Genomic DNA, 17,734 nt, shown 5'->3' on the forward strand with positions numbered 1-17,734 from the left:
GATGAAATGCGCCGTCATTCTGCATAGATATATGACGTTTATGCATAATATTGCGCCTTATTTATCAATCCGTCATAGTCACCAGCAACGAAACCGATAGAGGCGGGATACCATTCCCCGCCATCAATCGTGGGGAACCGATGATAAGATTCATACTGAGCCGTCTTTTGATGGCGCTGCCGACGATCGCATTCGTGTCGATCACGGTTTTTGCGCTCATCCGCTTCATTCCGGGCGATCCGGCTGCCCTGATGCTGGGCGACATGGCGCAACCGGAACAGATCGAAGCCATGAGGACTGAACTCGGCCTCGACAAATCCATGCCGCAACAGTTCCTCATCTGGGCCGGCAATGTGGTGCAGGGCGATTTCGGCCGCTCCATCGTCAATGATGAGGCGGTGCTGCCGCTGGTCGTGTCGCGTTTTCTCGTCAGCGCCGAGATCGTCGTGGTCGCCGTGCTGCTCGCCAGCCTGATTGCGGTTCCGGCGGGTGTGATCGCCGCCTGGAAACAGAATAGCCTGACCGATCTGGCACTTGTTGGGACGGCAACCCTGCTTCTGTCTATTCCGACATTCTGGCTGGGTCTTCTGCTTCTTCTGTTTTTCGGCCTCAAGCTCGGCTGGTTGCCGGTGCTCGGATATGTGTCGATCAGCGACAATCTCGTCGGCGGCATGCTTTATCTTGTCCTGCCTGTCATGACGCTGGTGATCCATGAAATGGGCGTCCTGATCCGCATGGCACGCGCCTCGACACTGGAGGTGCTGCGGCTGGATTATATTACCCACGCTCGCGCCAAGGGCCTTTCGGAAAGCGCCGTTCTCTGGCGGCATGCGTTCAAGAACGCCTTCGGCCCGACATGGACGATGATCGGCCTGATCCTCGGCAATCTCCTCGGCGGTATCGCCGTCATCGAGACCGTGTTCACCATTCCCGGCCTCGGACGGCTGATGGTCGACAGTATTTTCGCCCGCGATTACCCCGTCATTCAGGGATGCCTGCTGTTCGTCTCGCTGTCCTATGTGCTGGTCAACCTGTTTGTCGACCTTCTTTATCCCCTCTTCGATCCGCGTGTGGTTGCCGAATGAAAAAGTTCACACTTAACGGGCTTATCGGCGGCTTTCTCATCGCCCTCCTGCTCATCACCGCCGTGACCGGCCTGTTCTGGACGCCCTATGACCCGATGAAGCTCGGCTTTGCCTCGCGTCTGGCCGCACCCGGTCCGAGCCATCTTCTCGGCACCGACGAATTCGGGCGCGATGTTTTGAGCCGTCTGATGGTCGGCGCGCGCGCCAGTGTCTGGATCGGCTTTCTGACGGTCAGCTTCGCGACGATCTGCGGCACGCTGATCGGCCTTGTCAGCGGTTATGCGCGGGGCTGGGTGGATGGCGTCATCATGGCCATCAACAATGCGCTTCTCGCCTTTCCGGGCATTCTGCTGGCGCTCGGCCTGCTCGCGGTTTTCGGCGCAAACCAGTATGGCATCATCTTCGCGCTCGGCATCGCCTATACGCCATCCATGGCGCGTGTGGTGCGCGGTGCGGTCCTCTCATTGCGTGAGCGGGAATTCATCGAGGCGTCGCTGGTAATGGGCAATGGTGAGATCTACACCATGTTCCGCCACATCCTGCCCAATTGCATCGCGCCGATAACGGTTCTTGCCACCTCCATGTTCGGCTGGGCCATCCTTTCGGAAAGCGCGCTCTCCTTCCTCGGCCTCGGCGTGCCGCCGCCGGCGCCCACCTGGGGCAACATGCTGGCCGCCGGCCGTCCCTTCATCCAGCAGGCCGTTTGGCTCGGGCTTTTCCCCGGTCTCTGCATCGCACTGACGCTGCTTGGCATCAATCTTCTGGGCGATGCCCTTCGCGACAGGCTTGACCCGCGCATGAGAGGTCTCAAATGACGGACAACACACTTCTCACCGTTCGCGGCCTTTCGCTCGAAGTCGCCAGAACCGGCCACCGGGTGGTCAAGGATGTCTCCTTCGATATTGCCGCGGGCGAAATCTTCGGCATCGTCGGCGAAAGCGGCTCGGGCAAGACGCTCGCAACCCGCGCGCTCATCTCGCTTTTGCCTCCGGCCATCGCCGTCACAGGCGGGTCGATCATCTACAAGGGGCAGGATGTCATGTCCCTGCCGTTGAAGGAGCTTCGGCGTCTGCGCGGCGCGGAGATCGGCGTGGTGTTTCAGGAGCCGATGACCTCCCTCAATCCGTCAATGACGATTGGCCGGCAGCTGGAGGAGGGGCTGATCCTTCACACGAAGCTGTCGCCCGAAGAGCGACGTGAGAAAATTCTCGACATGCTGCGCCGGGTCGGCATCCGCGATCCCGAAGGCGCGCTGACGGCCTATCCGCATGAGTTTTCCGGCGGCATGCGCCAGCGCATCATGCTGGCCTCGGTCATGCTCCTGAAACCCGCTTTGCTGATTGCCGACGAGCCGACAACGGCGCTGGACGCGGTCATCCAGCGCGATGTCATGGAGCTGATGGTGGAGCTGACGCGGGCGGAAGGCACTGCCGTTCTCCTCATCAGCCACGATCTGCCGATGGTGGCGCGTTATACCAGCCGCATCGTGGTGATGGAAAAAGGCGCAATTGTCGAGCAGGGCCGCACCGACGACCTGCTGGATGCCCCGCAGCACCCCTATACGAAAAAACTGCTTTCCTCCCTGCCATTCCGCGGCGAGCCGCGCAGTATCGACACCTCCAAGGCGCCGATGGTTTCGGCCCGCGATATCGTTGTCGATTATGCCGGCCGTAAATCCCTGCTGAAGAAGGCCAAACCGAAGCGGGCGCTGCATGGTGTCAGCATCGATATTCATGAGGGCGAGGTCGTGGCGCTCGTCGGCGGTTCCGGTTCCGGCAAGACGACGCTTGGCCGCACCATTGCCGGGCTTGTGCAGGAGAGCGAAGGGCATATCCGCTTTCAGGGCCGGGAGCGCAACGAGGACTGGAAGGATTATCGCCTGAATTGCCAGATGGTGTTTCAGGATCCCTATTCCTCGCTTGATCCGCGCATGACCATTCAGGCGCTGGTGGAGGAGGCGCTGCGCCTCGTGCCTGACCTCGACCAGGCCGCCAAGCGCAAGCGGGCGCTGGAAACGCTGGAGGAAGTGGGGCTCGGCGCCGATTTTGCCGCCCGCTACCCGCACGAGCTTTCCGGTGGCCAGCGCCAGCGCGTGGCGATTGCCCGCGCCATTGCCCGCCGTCCGCGGTTCCTGATTGCCGACGAACCGGTTTCAGCACTTGACGTGACGGTGCGGGCGCAGGTGCTCGATCTCTTTTCCGATCTGCAGAAACGTTACGGTTTTTCCTGCCTGTTCATCAGCCACGATCTCGGTGTGGTGGAGCAGGTGGCCGACCGTGTCGTCGTCATGCAGGACGGCCGCATCATCGAAGAGGGTGATCGCGACACGATTTTCGACAGCCCGAGAGAGGCCTATACGCGCCGGCTGCTCTCGGCCATTCCCGCCCTCGACCAGAATGAAAAGGGCGGCGTGACACTCAAATGGCGTCTGGAAGATGAAGTTTAACAGGAAGATGACTATGACCGTGGCTGCCCAACTGAATGCGATCTGTGATGCACAGCCTTTCGTGACGCGCTTCATGGTGCGCAATCTCCTGACCGGCGAAGAGATTGGGCGCGGAGAAAACGAGGAGACGCCATCCGGCAGCACCCGCAAGACGTCGATCATGATGGCCGTGCTCAAGGCCGCCAGCGAAGGGCGGATCGATCTCGACCAGCCCGTCACCTATGAAAAGCGGCTGGCGGAAGAGGTTGCGAGCGGCATGTTCCGTTATATGACGCCGGGTATCGTCATCTCACTACGCGATGCCGTTGCCGGCATGATGGTGCTGAGCGACAATGTCTGCACCAAGATGGTGCTGGAGAGGCTGACGCTGGAAGAGGTGGACGGTTATTGCAAATCGCTCGGCATGGCCAATACCCACCACCGTTTCCTCATCCCACCGCTGGCGCTGGCGGCCGACCATCCGTTGAAGACAGTTACGACCACCTCGGCGGCGGATCAGGTACTTCTGCTGCAGACCATTCTCGATGCGCAATCGTCGCCGGAGGCGCAGGCAAAGCTCGGTTGCAGCCCGCAATTGTGCGAGTGGGCCATGCAGACGCTGAAGAACCAGATTTTGCGTTATGGAATCCGCTCCCGCCTGCCTTTCGAGGCCGTGGTGGCCAGCAAGAGCGGTCGCGGCAAGCGCGGGCGCATGGATGCCGGTATCGTCTACAGAAACGGCGCGCCGTCCTTCATCATCACCACCTATACCGATGAGGTGCCGCAAACCATGCCTGATGGCACGCCGGGATACACCATCGCGCTCGAAACGATCGGCCGGCTGGCACAGGCCTGCTGGGATGGCTTTCACCAATGACAATCAATGACAACAAAGAGGGTAGAACAGTGAAAAAACTTCTTCTCGCAGGCGTTGCCCTGCTCGTGACCGCCAATATGGCCGCAGCACGCGATATCACCATCGCCCAAAGCTCGGATCTGCGCAGCAACAATCCGGGTGTGAACCGCGACGGCAATACGGACGGGGTGATCCTGCATATCGTCGAAGGTCTTGTCGGCTACAACAACGCCGGCGAGGTGAAGCCGCTTCTCGCCGAGAGCGTCGACGTTTCGCCCGATGGCCTGACCTATACGTTCAAGCTGCGCAAGGATGTGAAGTTCCACAATGGCAAGCCGCTGACCGCAGAGGATGTCGTCTGGAACTGGACGCGCTATCTGAAGCCGGAAACCAAATGGGCCTGCCTCAACGATTTCGCCGAGGGCGGAGCAGCTCACGTCACGGGCGTCAAGGCCACGGATGCATCCACGGTTCAGATTACCCTTGAAAAACCCTCCGCCGTTTTCCTCGGTCTCATGTCGCGGCCGGAATGCGGTTATACCGGCATGATCTCGCCGGAATCGGTTGCTGCCGATGGCAGCTTCGCCAAGCCCATCGGCACCGGGCCGTTCCAGTGGGACGAGTGGAAGAAAGGCGAATATATCCGCCTCGCCAAATTTGCCGATTATGTTTCGCCGGCAAATGACGGCAAGCCGGACGGCATGGTCGGCTCCAAGCGGCCGCTCGCCGACGGCATCAAGTTCATGGTTATTCCCGATGCTTCGACCGTGAAGGCCGGGCTTGAATCGGGTGTGCTCGATACGGCCGAGATTTCGCCCGATCTCATTCCGGAGTTCAAGACCAATGAGAAGATGCAGCTCATCGTCGCCCGCAACAACGGCAAGAACCTGTTCTACATCCAGACCCGCGACAAGGTGCTGAGCAATCCCGGCGTGCGCCGCGCCATGGCGATGGCGCTTGATCTCGATGAACTGGTCGCGGCCGCATCGAACGGTACTGGCGAAGCCAACGGCTCGATGGTCTCGCAGGACTCGGTTTATTATGACGAGGCCCAGAAAAAGCGCCCGGCCTATGATGTCGAGGCCGCGAAGAAGGAGCTGGAGGCCGCCGGTTACAAGGGCGAGCCGATCTCCATCATCGCCAACAAGCGCGGCAACGTGCCGAGCTTCCCGGCCGCCGTCATGGCGCAGGCCATGATGCAGCAGGCGGGTCTCAACGTGCAGATCGAGGTGCTGGACTATGCCACGCAGGTGGATCGCCGCCGTTCCGGCAATTATCAGGTGATCTCGCAGTCGGTCGCCCCGCGTCTCGACCCGGCCCTGATGTATGCCTTCTATGTCGGCAACAAGGACAAGAACGCCTCCCTGATGTGGGACGATCCGAAGGCGATAGAACTGATGAAGGCCGCTTATGTGGAGGCCGACCAGACCAAGCGCCAGAAGATTTTCGACGAGTTCCACGAGCTGATGCTGAAGGAAATGCCGGGTATCTTCCTCTACGACATGGTCGATGTCTGGGGCGCCACGAAGAAGCTCAAGGGCCAGCCGGTCTGGCAGTCGAACGCCCGTCTCTGGGAAGTCTCGGTCGACAACTGATCCACTGTTGCCCGCGCCGGAGGCGGACCCCGGCGCGGGCTTTCCATCATAGGGTGCAAGGATTTGGCGGTGCATCCGCCGAAGCGCTTGCGCGTGCCCGTAAAGGGCGGAAATGCGAGGACAAGCCATGAACCGTGACGCCGTGATGTCGATTGCCGCCGAAGTCGAGGTGATGAAGCCCGATTTCACCACCTTGAGCGACAGCATCTGGGATTTTGCCGAACTCAAATTCGAGGAACAGCAATCTGCCGGCGTTCTGGCGGGCGCGCTCGAGGAAAATGGCTTTGCGGTTCGCCGTGGCGTGGCAGGCATGGAGACGGCCTTCATCGGCGAATTCGGCAGCGGCAAGCCGGTTATCGCTTTTCTCGGTGAATTCGATGCGCTGGCCGGCATGAGCCAGGTGGCCGATGTGGCTAAGGTGCAGCCGCGCGAGGCGGGTGCCACCGGCCATGGCTGCGGCCACAACCTGCTTGGCGTCGGCTCATTGATGGCCGCTATTGCGCTCGCCCGGCATCTGGAAACCAATAATCTGCCCGGCACCGTGCGTTATTACGGTTGCCCCGGCGAGGAGGGCGGTTCCGGCAAAACCTTCATGGTGCGCGCCGGCCTTTTTGACGATGTCGATGCGGCGCTGACCTGGCATCCGGCACCTTTCAACGGCGTACGCTCGACCAATAATCTGGCCGTGCTGGAATATTTTTACCGTTTCAAGGGTGTTGCGGCCCATGCCTCCAACGCTGCCCATCTCGGGCGTTCGGCGCTCGATGCCGTCGAACTGATGAATGTCGGCGTCAATTTCCTGCGCGAACACATGCCGCAGGATTGCCGGGTGCATTATGCGATCACCGATACCGGCGGCAAGGCGGCGAATGTGGTACAGGCGAAGGCGGAAGTGCTCTACCTGATCCGCGCCCCGGAGATGCGTCAGGCGCTCGATCTCGCCGCAAGGGTGGACAAGGTGGCGCGCGGCGCGGCGATGATGACCGAAACGGAGGTGGAAATCGTCTTCGATACCGCTTCCACCAATCTCCTGCCCAATATTACGCTGGAAACGGCGATGCATGAAAACATGGTGGCGCTCGGCCCCATCGCTTTCGACGAGGCGGATATCGCTTTCGCCAAACTTATTCAGGACACTTTCACCGACGAGGCGATCAAAAGCAGCATCCGGCTCTATCAGATAAAGGGCGATGTCTTTTCCAATCGGAGGATCGACGGGTCGACGCCGCTGCATCTCGGCCTGCGCGATTTCGAGGGCCAGTCGCATTTTCGGGCGGGTTCCACCGATGTCGGTGATGTCAGCTGGGTGACGCCAACCGCACAGTGCTGGACGCCCGCCTGGGCGATCGGCACCAATCCGCATACCTGGCAGGTGGTGGCGCAGGGCAAAAGCCCCGCCGCCCACAAGGCCATGGCCCATGCCGCCAAAACACTCGCATCGACCGGCTTTGCGCTGATGACCTCGCCGGAACTGCTCGCCAGTGCCAAAAGGGAATGGCAGGAAAAGACCGAGGGCAGCAAATATGTCTGCCCGATTCCCGCCGATGTCATGCCCGGTTCCCATCGATAGAACGTGGTGCACCAACACGCCCATTCTGCTGAACCTGTTCCCTTATCGCGTATTTTCGCCGGTGGAATGGTGCCTCACATGGGCGCGGCAAGCGAAAAAATGTGACCCGCCGGTGGTCTTGCCAATGGCAGGGTTTGCGGGTCCGGCATTGGAAACGGACCTTCCGCCATATTCCTCGTGATCCTCGGTTTCGGCCCGAGGATCCATGATTTCAACGGCTTATCGATCCTCGCCTGACGAGCGGGGGTAACATTGAAAAAGCTTCGGCGTGGTTCCCGGCAATCCGCCCCGGAACTCCTTCCTCCTGAAATCCTCCTTAATCACCGCCTTGTGTGCCGCTTCGCCGCCTTGCCGTGAAGAAAGCATTGACGTTCGGACCAAAAATGGAATAAATATATCGAACAGACAGAAAATCGGTTTCATTATTCCGTTTTCTCGCTGTGAGGAGGTAGCGGCGGGCTCTCGGGTTCGCCTCCGGCTGGGAGAGGTGGCGCCGGACACCGAGGAGGAGAAAACAATGAAGAAATTTATCATCGGCGCAGCCATGTCTGTGCTTCTGGGCACGGCGGCGCATGCGGAGACCGTGGGCGTCTCGATGGCGCTGTTCGACGACAACTTCCTGACCGTGCTGCGCAACGGCATGCAGGATTATTCCAAGGAACTGAAGGGCGTGACCCTGCAGGTCGAGGACGCCCAGAACGACGTCGCCAAGCAGCAGAGCCAGATCCAGAATTTCATCGCGTCCAAGGTCGACGCGATCATCGTCAACCCGGTTGATACGGATGCGACGGCGGCCATGTCGAAGCTCGCCGCCGACGCCAAGATTCCGCTGGTTTACGTCAACCGCCAGCCGGTGAACGTCGATAGCCTGCCGGACGGCCAGGCATTCGTCGCCTCCGACGAGACAGTGGCCGGCACGCTTGAAGCGAAAGAAGTTTGCCGCCTTCTCGGTGGCAAGGGCAATGCGGTCATCATGATGGGTGAGCTTTCCAATCAGGCGGCGCGCATGCGCACGCAGTCTGCCAAGGACGTTCTGAAGACCGACGAATGCAAGGGTATTTCGGTTGTTGAAGAGCAGACCGCGAACTGGCAGCGCACGCAGGGTTCCGACCTTGTGACCAACTGGCTCTCCAGCGGCATCGAATTCAATGCCGTCATCGCCAACAACGATGAAATGGCGATTGGCGCGATCCAGGCCCTGAAGGCCGCAGGCAAGGACATGAAGAGCTATGTCGTCGCCGGCGTTGACGCCACGCAGGACGCCCTTGCCGCGATGCAGGCGGGCGATCTGGATGTAACTGTGTTCCAGGATGCGGCAGGGCAGGGCAAGGGCGCTCTCGATGCTGCGCTGAAGCTCGTCAAGGGCGACAAGGTGGAGAAGAAGGTCTACATTCCTTTCCAGCTCGTCACGCCTGAAAACGTCAAGGACTACGTGGCCAAGAACTAACGGCCGCCTTCCGGCATCTGCGCCCGTTCAGATCGATATTGGAGGCAGATGCCGGTTTCCGACGGCGCCGAAGACAAGCTTCGGTGCGCGAGCGGATTACGATTGAATTTCAGTGAATTCAAAGTGTTGCAGCGCCTTTCATGTCGTGATCGACATGGCGCTGCAAGCCTCCCCGGAGGCAAGGTGCGCCGTCTGGCAAAGCCTGTTTCCGGTCATTTTTGTCTATTGTGGAGGATGAGATGGTCGTCAGTCCATCGACAATGGCCGCCGTGCGCGCCAGCGGAGCCGTGCCGAATGCGGAGTATCTTCTCGCGGCGGAAGGCATACGCAAGGAATTTCCCGGCGTCGTGGCGCTTGATGATGTGCAGTTCAAGCTGAAGCGCGGCACCGTGCATGCGCTGATGGGTGAGAATGGCGCCGGAAAATCGACGCTGATGAAGATCCTGGCCGGCATCTATCAACCGGACAGTGGCGAAATTCGCCTGAAAGGCGCCGACATACGTCTCGATTCCCCGCTCGATGCGCTGGAAAACGGCATTGCCATGATCCATCAGGAACTGAACCTGATGGCCTATATGACGGTGGCCGAAAACATCTGGATACGCCGCGAGCCGAAGAACCGGCTGGGCCTCATCGACCATGGCGAAATGTATCGCCGCACCGAAACGCTGCTGGAAAGACTCGGCATCGATCTAGACCCGGAAACCCGCGTCGGCGAGCTTTCGGTGGCAAGTCGCCAGATGGTCGAGATCGCCAAGGCGGTTTCCTATGATTCCGACGTTCTCATCATGGATGAGCCGACATCTGCGTTGACGGAGCGCGAGGTCGAGCATCTCTTCCGCATCATCCGCGATCTCCGGGAACGCGGTATCGGTATCGTCTACATCACCCACAAGATGAACGAGCTGTTCGAGATCGCCGATGAATTTTCGGTTTTCCGCGACGGCAAATATATCGGCACCCACGCCTCGACCGATGTAACGCGTGACGACATCATCCGCATGATGGTGGGCCGTGAAATCACCCAGATGTTCCCGAAGGAAGAGGTTCCGATCGGCGACGTGGTGCTTTCGGTCAAGAATCTCACGCTCGACGGCGTTTTCCATGACATTTCCTTCGATGTGCGCGCCGGTGAAATTCTCGGCGTTGCTGGCCTTGTCGGATCGGGCCGCTCCAATGTGGCGGAAACGGTGTTCGGTGTAACGCCCGCATCCTCGGGCACGATTGCAATCGACGGCAAGCCGGTTTCGATCGACAGCCCGACGAAGGCTATCAGTCACCGCATGGCGTTCCTGACGGAGGATCGCAAGGACACGGGGTGCCTGCTGATCCTGAATATTCTGGAGAACATGCAGATCGCCGTCCTGCAGGACAAATATGTCGCCAATGGCTTCGTGCAGGAAAATGCGCTGTCGGATGCCTGCGAGGAGATGTGCCGCAAGCTCCGGGTCAAGACGCCGCATCTTTACGAGCGCATCGAGAACCTGTCGGGCGGCAACCAGCAAAAGGTGCTGATAGGCCGCTGGATGCTGACGAAGCCGCGTATTCTCATTCTGGATGAACCGACGCGCGGCATCGATGTCGGGGCCAAGGCGGAAATTCACAAGCTGGTTTGCGAGATGGCGCGCCAGGGCGTCGCCGTCATCATGATTTCCTCCGAAATGCCGGAGGTTCTGGGTATGAGCGACCGTGTCATGGTCATGCATGAAGGTCGGGTGACGGGCTTCCTTGATAGAAGTGAAGCCACGCAGGTTAAAGTGATGGATCTCGCATCGCGGTGAGGCGCGCCGGGATTTCTCGAGGAGGAATGACTATGAATACGAACGCCGCCGCCAACACAGAGTTGGACGCAAAGTCCGGACGCAAGCCGCACCGGCGCATCCCGCCGGAGGCCAATATCTTTTTCGTGCTGATCGGCATCGCGCTGGTTTATGAAATTCTCGGCTGGATTTTCATCGGCCAGAGCTTCCTGATGAACCAGCAGCGCCTGACGATCATGATCCTGCAGGTCTCGGTGATCGGCATCATCGCGGTTGGTGTCACGCAGGTCATCATCACCGGCGGTATCGATCTCTCTTCCGGTTCCGTGGTCGGCCTGACGGCGATGCTGTCCGCCAGCGTGGCGCAATCGTCCACATGGCCGCGGGCGCTTTATCCGGGGTTGACCGATCTGCCCTTCTTCATACCGCTCGCCGTCGGCATATTGGCTGGCGCCCTTGCGGGCTTCATCAACGGGCAACTCATCGCCCGCACCAAAATTCCGCCCTTCATCGCAACGCTTGGCATGATGGTGACGGCGCGTGGTCTTTCCAAGTGGTATACGAAGGGCCAGCCGATCTCCGGTCTGACGGACGGTTTCAACTTCATCGGCACGGGCATCTGGCCGGTCGTGGTGTTCCTCGTCGTCGCCGTCATCTTCCACGTGGCGCTGCGTTACACCCGCTACGGCAAGTTCACCTATGCCATCGGCGCCAACCAGCAGGCGGCACGCGTGTCCGGTATCAATATCGAGGCGCATCTGATCAAGGTCTATGCCATTGCTGGCCTGCTCGCCGGCCTCGCCGGTGTTGTCACCGCCGCTCGCGCACAGACGGCGCAGGCCGGCATGGGCGTGATGTATGAACTCGACGCCATCGCCGCAGCCGTCATCGGTGGCACATCGCTCGCCGGCGGTGCCGGCCGCATCACCGGAACGGTGATCGGCACCATCATCCTCGGTGTCATGACGTCTGGCTTCACCTTCCTCCGGGTGGATGCCTATTATCAGGAAATCGTCAAGGGCCTGATCATCGTGGCTGCGGTCGTTGCCGACGTCTACCGACAGAAGAAACGCGCAAAGCGCTAAATCCTCCTCCCAGACTTGGGGCAGGCCTTCAGGCTTGCCCCTTTTTTGTGTTCCCGTGAGCCGAGGGGGATCGGCTAAGGCTCATGCCTTGCTGTTCCGATAGCCGTAGACGGCCTTGCCGAAGGCCTCGAACAAAGCGCGCGACGGCGCGTCGGTTTCAGCCCAATATTCCGGGTGCCATTGCACGCCGACGGCAAATCCCTTGGCGTCGATGACTGAAACGGCCTCGATGGTGCCGTCTGCCGCCGTCGCCTCCACCTGCAGGCGTGGCGCAGTTTCAGCAATCGCCTGCCGATGCAGCGAATTGATCTGGATTTCACCCGACATGCCGAGATGCTGTGCAATGCAGGAACCTTCGCGCACATGCACCGGCTGGCGGATGGCGAAGGCCACGTCGCGGTCGTCATGTTCCGGCTTGCGGTGGTCCCATATGCCGGGCTGCTCTTGAATTTCGGACGCAAGCGTGCCGCCCAGCGCGACGTTCAGCTCCTGAATGCCGCGGCAGATGGCCAGCATCGGGATGCCGCGTTCGATGGCGCGGCGGATGAGCGGCAGGCTGGTGGCGTCGCGGGCCTGATCGAACGGGCCGTCACTTTCCTGCGCTTCTTTTCCGTAAAGGGCAGGATGCACATTGGTGGCGGAGCCGGACACGAGCAGGCCGTCCACCCGGTCGAGAATGGCGTCGACCTCGTTCCCGTCTTCGAAGGCGGGGACGATGAAGGACATGACGCCAGCCACTTTCAGCGCGGCGGAAACATATTGGTTCTGCGCGGCGTGCCAGTCGGCTCCGGTGAAATGCCGGATGTCGGCGGGGACGGCGATAATGGGTTTTGGCATGGTGGCTCCGGGACGAATCTTCGAAATTTGTGCGACTGCCGGCTGGCCAAGTCAAGCACGCGTTTTGCGTTATGACGATCCTTTATGCGCCTAAAGTATAAGGCGATGCCGGGATATTTCAGTTGAAAATAAAATACGAAGCAGAGTTTCCGAAAATTCCCCGAAAGGCCGGTTTTTCCGCGATTAATTCTTGGTGCGGGTGCTTGTCAGCCGGGCCGTAACCGTGCTTACTTTGCTGCGATGCCTGAACAGCAACGAGGGGAATTCAAAGCTGCGGGCAGCGTTCATATCTGGGAGGATATAGATGGATCGCCGTTCCTTTATGAAAAAAGGTGCGCTTGCGGGAGCTGCCACGGCAGCGCTGGCCGCGCCCGCCATTGCACAGCAAAATACCAAGATCAACTGGCGCCTGACGTCGTCGTTTCCGAAATCGCTCGACACGATCTATGGCGGCGCGGAAGATATTGCCAAGCATGTCGCCGCCGCAACCGACGGCAATTTCACCATCCAGCCCTTTGCCGCCGGCGAAATCGTGCCCGGCCTGCAGGCAGCCGATGCCGTATCATCCGGCACGGTGGAAATGTGCCACACCTGCTCCTATTATTACGTCGGCAAGGACCCGACCTTCGCCATCGGCACGGCAATACCTTTCGGCCTCAATGCCCGCCTGACCAATTCATGGTTCTATGAAGGCAACGGCAACAAGCTGCTCAACGAGTTTTACGCCAAGCACAATCTCTACGGCATGATTTCGGGCAATACCGGTGCGCAGATGGGCGGCTGGTTCCGCAAGGAAATCAACACCGTTGACGATTTCAAGGGTGTGAAGATGCGCATCGCCGGTCTGGCCGGCAAGGTGGTGGAAAAGCTCGGCGTAGTGCCGCAGCAGATCGCCGGCGGCGACATCTATCCGGCGCTGGAAAAAGGCACCATCGACGCGGCGGAATGGGTCGGCCCTTATGACGACCACAAGCTCGGTTTCCAGAAGGTGGCGAAATATTACTATTATCCCGCCTTCTGGGAAGGTGGCCCGGTCATCCACTCCTTCGTCAATCTGGAGAAGTGGAACAGCCTGCCGAAAAACTACCAGACGGCGCTGCAGGACGCCTGCGCCTTCGCCAACACCAGCATGATGGCGAAATACGACGCGAAAAACCCGATCGCCATCAAGCAGCTCGTCTCTGAAGGTGCGGTGCTCAGGCCGTTCAGCCAGGAAATCCTCGAGGCCTGCTACAAGGCCGCGCTGGAAGTCTATGCCAATATTTCGGCCTCCAATCCGGACTTCAAGAAGATCTACGAAGATCAGGTCGCCTTCAAGCGCGAAGGTTATCTGTGGATGCAGCTTGCGGAATACACTTTCGATACTTTCATGATGATCCAGCAGCGTAACGGCAAGCTCTGATTATTCGGTGACGGCGGACCGAGCAAAGGCCCTGGGGATTTCGGTCTCCGGGGTTTTTGTTGTGCGTGCATGCCTTCACGCATCCGACAACAAAGGATGATTTACGATCAATTCCGTTGTGGGCAAAAGCAGCAGGCTCCGGGGCCAGCCGGAGTGTCGGCGAGGATTGGCCACGCCGACCTCGGCAAAGGCCTTGCTCTCAACTGTGGAGGTGATGCGATGTGGAAAACGCTGAGCATTGCATTCGTCATTAGGAAAAACCGGACAGGCTGGTCAGTGACTGTCCGGTTCAATTTCTAAAGAGAATAAACGGAAGGCAGGGGCGCAACCCTGTCTTCCACTCCGCAATCATAAGCGTTTCGCCCAGTCCTTACAAGACGCCGATCAGGGCCCGATCTTCGGTGGCTCGCCAAGATTCGGCATGCCCGGCAATCCACCCGGCTGGCCGAAATTGGGCATGGTGTTGCCACCCTGATTGCCGAAGGCGGGAACTTCGATCTTGATGGAATTCAGATCGACCTCGGGCGCCTTGTCCAACCAGTAGGTGACGGATTCCGGCCAGAAGATCACGATGGCGACGAGGATGAGCTGCATGCCGAGCCATGGGATGGCGCCCATGTAGATGTCCGATGTCTTGACCGTGCGTGGCGCGATGGAGCGCAGGTAGAACAACGCAAATCCGAAGGGCGGATGCATGAAGCTCGTCTGCATGTTGATGCAGATCAGAACGCCGAACCAGATCAGATCGATGCCGAGCGACTGGGCGATCGGCGCCAGCATCGGAATGACGATGAAGGCGATTTCGAAGAAATCGAGGAAGAAGGCGAGGAAGAAGATGAAGATGTTGACGAAGATCAGGAAGCCGATGGGGCCGCCCGGAATGCCCGACAGCATATGCTCGATCCAGAGCGAACCGTCCATGCCCTGAAAGACGAGGGAGAAGCAGGTGGCGCCGACCAGAATGAACACCACCATCGAGGTGATATGCATGGTGGAATGCATGCCTTGCTTGATGAGGTCCCAGGTGAGGCGGCGGTGCGCGGCGGCCAGCGCCATGGCGCCAACGACCCCGAGCGCACCGGCTTCGGTGGGCGTTGCGAGGCCGAGGAAGATGGTGCCGAGCACGAGGAAGATCAGCACGATGGAGGGGATCATGCCTGCCAGCACGCGGAACACCAGCGCCCGGTTGAGTTCTCCCCGCGCTTCCGGCGGCAGCGCCGGCAGGTCCTTCGGCCGCACGACCGACATGAACAGGATGAAGAGCATGAAGATGGCGACCTGCAGGATCGAAGGGCCGATGGCGCCCAGATACATGTCGCCAACGGATTTGCCGAGCTGGTCGGCAAGCACAATCAGCACCAGCGAAGGCGGGATGACCTGCGTGATCGTTCCCGATGCGGCGATGACGCCGGTGGCAAGCCGAGGGTTGTAACCATATTTCAGCATGATCGGCAGCGAGATGACGCCCATGGTGATGACCGAGGCGGCAACCGTGCCAGTAATCGCGCCAAGGATCGCGCCGACGATGATGACGGCATAAGCGAGGCCGCCGGGAATGGCGCCGAACAGCTTGCCCGTCCCTTCAAGCAGATCTTCCGCAAGCCCGCATCGCTCGAGGATCGCGCCCATGAAGGTGAAGAAGGGGATGGCCAGCAGAAGGTCGTTCGAGACGATGCCGAAGATGCGCAGCGGCAGGGCCTGAAGAAAGGCCGGCGAAAAATGCTCCGTGAAGATGCCGATGACGCCGAAAACGAGACCGACGGTGGCGAGCGAGAAAGCAACCGGAAATCCGTAAAGCATGAAGATGATCATGCCGAGGAACATCAGTGGCGGAAGAATACCATATTCGAACATGGGAAATATCCTGAAGGTTCAGATCGGTGCGATCATTGCAGGGGTTTTTCGTACTTCGTATCGAGCGCATAAAGCCCGTTGAGGGCGCCTATGCGCTTGATGAGTTCGGAAAAACCCTGAAGAACCAAAAGGGCGAAACCGGCGAAGATGATGAATTTCACCGGCCAGCGGATGAGGCCGCCGGCATTGGAGGACATTTCGCTCTGATGCCAGGATAGCGTGAACATGGGCCAGGAAAGCCAGGCGAGGTAAAAGCAGCCGGGAAGCAGGAACAGCACGATGCCGATAATGTCCACCCAGATGCGGCTGCGCGGTGAAATCGCGCCATAAATGATGTCCACTCGCACATGTTCATTCATGCGCAGCGTGTAGGATGCGCCGATCAGCACGATGAAAGCGAACATGTACCACTGGATTTCCAGCCAGCCGTTTGAACTGTAGTTCAGGGCGTAACGGACCATGGCGTTGCCGGCGCTGACAAGGCAGCAGATGAGCACGAGATAACCGGCAACCTTGCCCAGAGCTTCGCTTGCAAGGTCTATCAGCGCACTTAGTTTTAAAAGCGATTTCATAACTTTCCCCTCTTCCCTTTTCGGGCCCTTTGCGGGTTTATGGCGGAGAGCAAAGCCGGGCGCCCCTGCTGCGGCCACGCCTCCACGTGCTTCCGCTGCCACAGGTTCCAGAGTTCCTCCCCACAGAATCCCGTGTATGGTCAGGCGGTTCGAAAAGCAACCAAAACCACCATGAAACAGCTTGGTGGACCGTCCTTTTCAACCGTTTGCGAAAGAATGTTGCCCTATGACATGTTTTGCCCGGTTGAGCGGCAACGATGCATGCCGCTGCCGCTCTTTCATTGAGAACGCATTGCGCTTTTCGGCGACTTCATGTTACCTCTGGCTACGGAGAATCCGGCATGGGCCCGTGATCGTTCGCGGGCAGATTTCCCCGCACAACGGGCATGACGGATGGAGCACAAGGGGAAGCGGAATGAGCGAACACCACACGGGTCCTGTCGAAGTCGGCGCCGAGATGAACTACGCCGAGCACGAAAAGACCTATAACGGTTTTCTGGCCTTGACGAAGTACGGCACCATGATGCTGTGCGTGCTGATGCTGGCCATGGTCGCGGGTTTCTTCACCACCGCCGGCTTCCTTGGCGGTCTGGTCGTCTTCGTCGTGCTGTCGGCTGCGGGTTTCTTTTTGCTGCGCTGAACGATCCCGTTCATGAGCGGTTCCCGTTGCGGGGACCGGGCGATGCCGGATAACCGGAAAGGCCAAGCCATGAAGCGTCTGTTCTATTGTCTGTTTCTGCTGGTGGCGATTGCGCATCCCGCTTTGTCACGCGATCTCTCACCTGCCGAGCAGGATAGTCTTCGCACGCAGATAGAGCGATTTCAGACGGCTTTGAGCGCACAGGATTTCGATGTCGTCGGCAAGACGGTGCCGCCGAAAATCTTTGAATTCATCGCAGGCGAAGCGGGTATTACCGTGGAGCAATTGCGCGGCGCTTTGACCGCGCAGATGCAGATGGCGCTCGCGGCGGTCAAGATAACCGAGTTTACCATGGATACGCAGGCGATCAGCCTTGCGCAAACGCCTGATGGAACGCCCTATGCACTTATTCCGACCAGGACGGTGATGGAGACCGGCGGCCAGACGATCGAGGCGAAATCCCACACGCTGGCGCTGATGGACGGTGCCGACTGGTATTTGCTGCGGGTAAGCGACCAGCAGCAGGTCACGATCCTGCGCAAGGTCTATCCGTCCTTCGCCGAGGTGGTGTTTCCCGACGGTTCCATGCAGCCGGTGAAATAGTCC

Annotated in this window: 15 protein-coding genes; 12 read left to right on the forward strand and 3 right to left on the reverse strand. The window is 59.5% G+C overall.

Annotated elements, in window-relative coordinates; genetic code table 11:
* Positions 1-140: 140 nt before the first annotated feature.
* The 9 genes from I3J13_RS12570 to I3J13_RS12610 all read left to right on the forward strand — a co-directional run bounded on the left by I3J13_RS12570 (position 141) and on the right by I3J13_RS12610 (position 11,823).
* Entirely contained in the window at positions 141-1,085 is a 945-nt protein-coding gene (locus I3J13_RS12570; RefSeq protein WP_003524593.1) for an ABC transporter permease, read from the forward strand.
* Positions 1,082-1,900: an ABC transporter permease gene (locus tag I3J13_RS12575; protein ID WP_003500526.1), complete on the forward strand. Its 819-nt coding sequence runs from the start codon at positions 1,082-1,084 to the stop codon at positions 1,898-1,900. Before I3J13_RS12570 ends, I3J13_RS12575 begins: the two co-directional genes overlap by 4 nt.
* Entirely contained in the window at positions 1,897-3,531 is a 1,635-nt protein-coding gene (locus tag I3J13_RS12580) for an ABC transporter ATP-binding protein (RefSeq protein ID WP_196379007.1), read from the forward strand. Before I3J13_RS12575 ends, I3J13_RS12580 begins: the two co-directional genes overlap by 4 nt.
* A 13-nt stretch (positions 3,532-3,544) precedes the next feature.
* Positions 3,545-4,387 carry a serine hydrolase gene (locus tag I3J13_RS12585; RefSeq protein WP_196379008.1) on the forward strand — a complete coding sequence of 281 codons (843 nt, stop codon included), beginning with the start codon at positions 3,545-3,547 and terminating at the stop codon, positions 4,385-4,387.
* Between the two features lie 29 nt (positions 4,388-4,416).
* Positions 4,417-5,961 (forward strand): ABC transporter substrate-binding protein, encoded by a 1,545-nt coding sequence (locus I3J13_RS12590; protein WP_196379009.1) that lies wholly within the window; start codon positions 4,417-4,419, stop codon positions 5,959-5,961.
* Between the two features lie 127 nt (positions 5,962-6,088).
* A complete protein-coding gene (locus I3J13_RS12595) occupies positions 6,089-7,531 on the forward strand; it encodes a M20 family metallopeptidase (RefSeq protein WP_196379010.1) in 1,443 nt (480 codons plus the stop codon).
* Positions 7,532-8,048: 517 nt separating this feature from the next.
* Entirely contained in the window at positions 8,049-8,978 is a 930-nt protein-coding gene (locus I3J13_RS12600) for a sugar ABC transporter substrate-binding protein (protein ID WP_003524584.1), read from the forward strand.
* Positions 8,979-9,217: 239 nt separating this feature from the next.
* Positions 9,218-10,759 carry a sugar ABC transporter ATP-binding protein gene (locus I3J13_RS12605; RefSeq protein ID WP_196379011.1) on the forward strand — a complete coding sequence of 514 codons (1,542 nt, stop codon included), beginning with the start codon at positions 9,218-9,220 and terminating at the stop codon, positions 10,757-10,759.
* Positions 10,760-10,791: 32 nt separating this feature from the next.
* The gene (locus I3J13_RS12610; RefSeq protein ID WP_003524582.1) at positions 10,792-11,823 is read left to right on the forward strand and encodes an ABC transporter permease; all 1,032 of its coding nucleotides are present in this window, start codon (positions 10,792-10,794) and stop codon (positions 11,821-11,823) included.
* Between the two features lie 81 nt (positions 11,824-11,904).
* Here I3J13_RS12610 and I3J13_RS12615 read toward each other — a convergent pair whose 3' ends face one another.
* The gene (locus tag I3J13_RS12615; RefSeq protein WP_196379012.1) at positions 11,905-12,660 is read right to left on the reverse strand and encodes a gamma-glutamyl-gamma-aminobutyrate hydrolase family protein; all 756 of its coding nucleotides are present in this window, start codon (positions 12,658-12,660) and stop codon (positions 11,905-11,907) included.
* Positions 12,661-12,964: 304 nt separating this feature from the next.
* Between I3J13_RS12615 and I3J13_RS12620 the strand changes: the two genes are divergently transcribed.
* On the forward strand, positions 12,965-14,062 hold the full coding sequence (locus I3J13_RS12620; protein ID WP_003524575.1) for a TRAP transporter substrate-binding protein: 1,098 nt from the start codon (positions 12,965-12,967) through the stop codon (positions 14,060-14,062).
* A 384-nt stretch (positions 14,063-14,446) separates the two neighbouring features.
* Here the strand turns inward: I3J13_RS12620 and I3J13_RS12625 are convergent, their stop codons facing one another.
* Positions 14,447-15,916, reverse strand: a complete 1,470-nt coding sequence (locus I3J13_RS12625; protein ID WP_003524574.1) for a TRAP transporter large permease — start codon at positions 15,914-15,916, stop codon at positions 14,447-14,449.
* Between the two features lie 32 nt (positions 15,917-15,948).
* Entirely contained in the window at positions 15,949-16,488 is a 540-nt protein-coding gene (locus I3J13_RS12630) for a TRAP transporter small permease subunit (RefSeq protein WP_020813285.1), read from the reverse strand.
* 415 nt (positions 16,489-16,903) lie between these two features.
* Here I3J13_RS12630 and I3J13_RS12635 point away from each other — a divergent pair, with 415 nt between their 5' ends.
* Both I3J13_RS12635 and I3J13_RS12640 read left to right on the forward strand, forming a co-directional pair.
* Positions 16,904-17,128: an aa3-type cytochrome c oxidase subunit IV gene (locus I3J13_RS12635; protein ID WP_003524572.1), complete on the forward strand. Its 225-nt coding sequence runs from the start codon at positions 16,904-16,906 to the stop codon at positions 17,126-17,128.
* 69 nt (positions 17,129-17,197) lie between these two features.
* Complete coding sequence (locus I3J13_RS12640) at positions 17,198-17,731, forward strand: hypothetical protein (protein WP_196379013.1); 534 nt, start codon at positions 17,198-17,200, stop codon at positions 17,729-17,731.
* Positions 17,732-17,734 lie beyond the last annotated feature (3 nt).

Origin of the sequence: Agrobacterium leguminum (assembly GCF_015704895.1) — a bacterium.
In the GTDB taxonomy this organism is placed as follows: Bacteria; Pseudomonadota; Alphaproteobacteria; order Rhizobiales; family Rhizobiaceae; genus Agrobacterium; species Agrobacterium leguminum.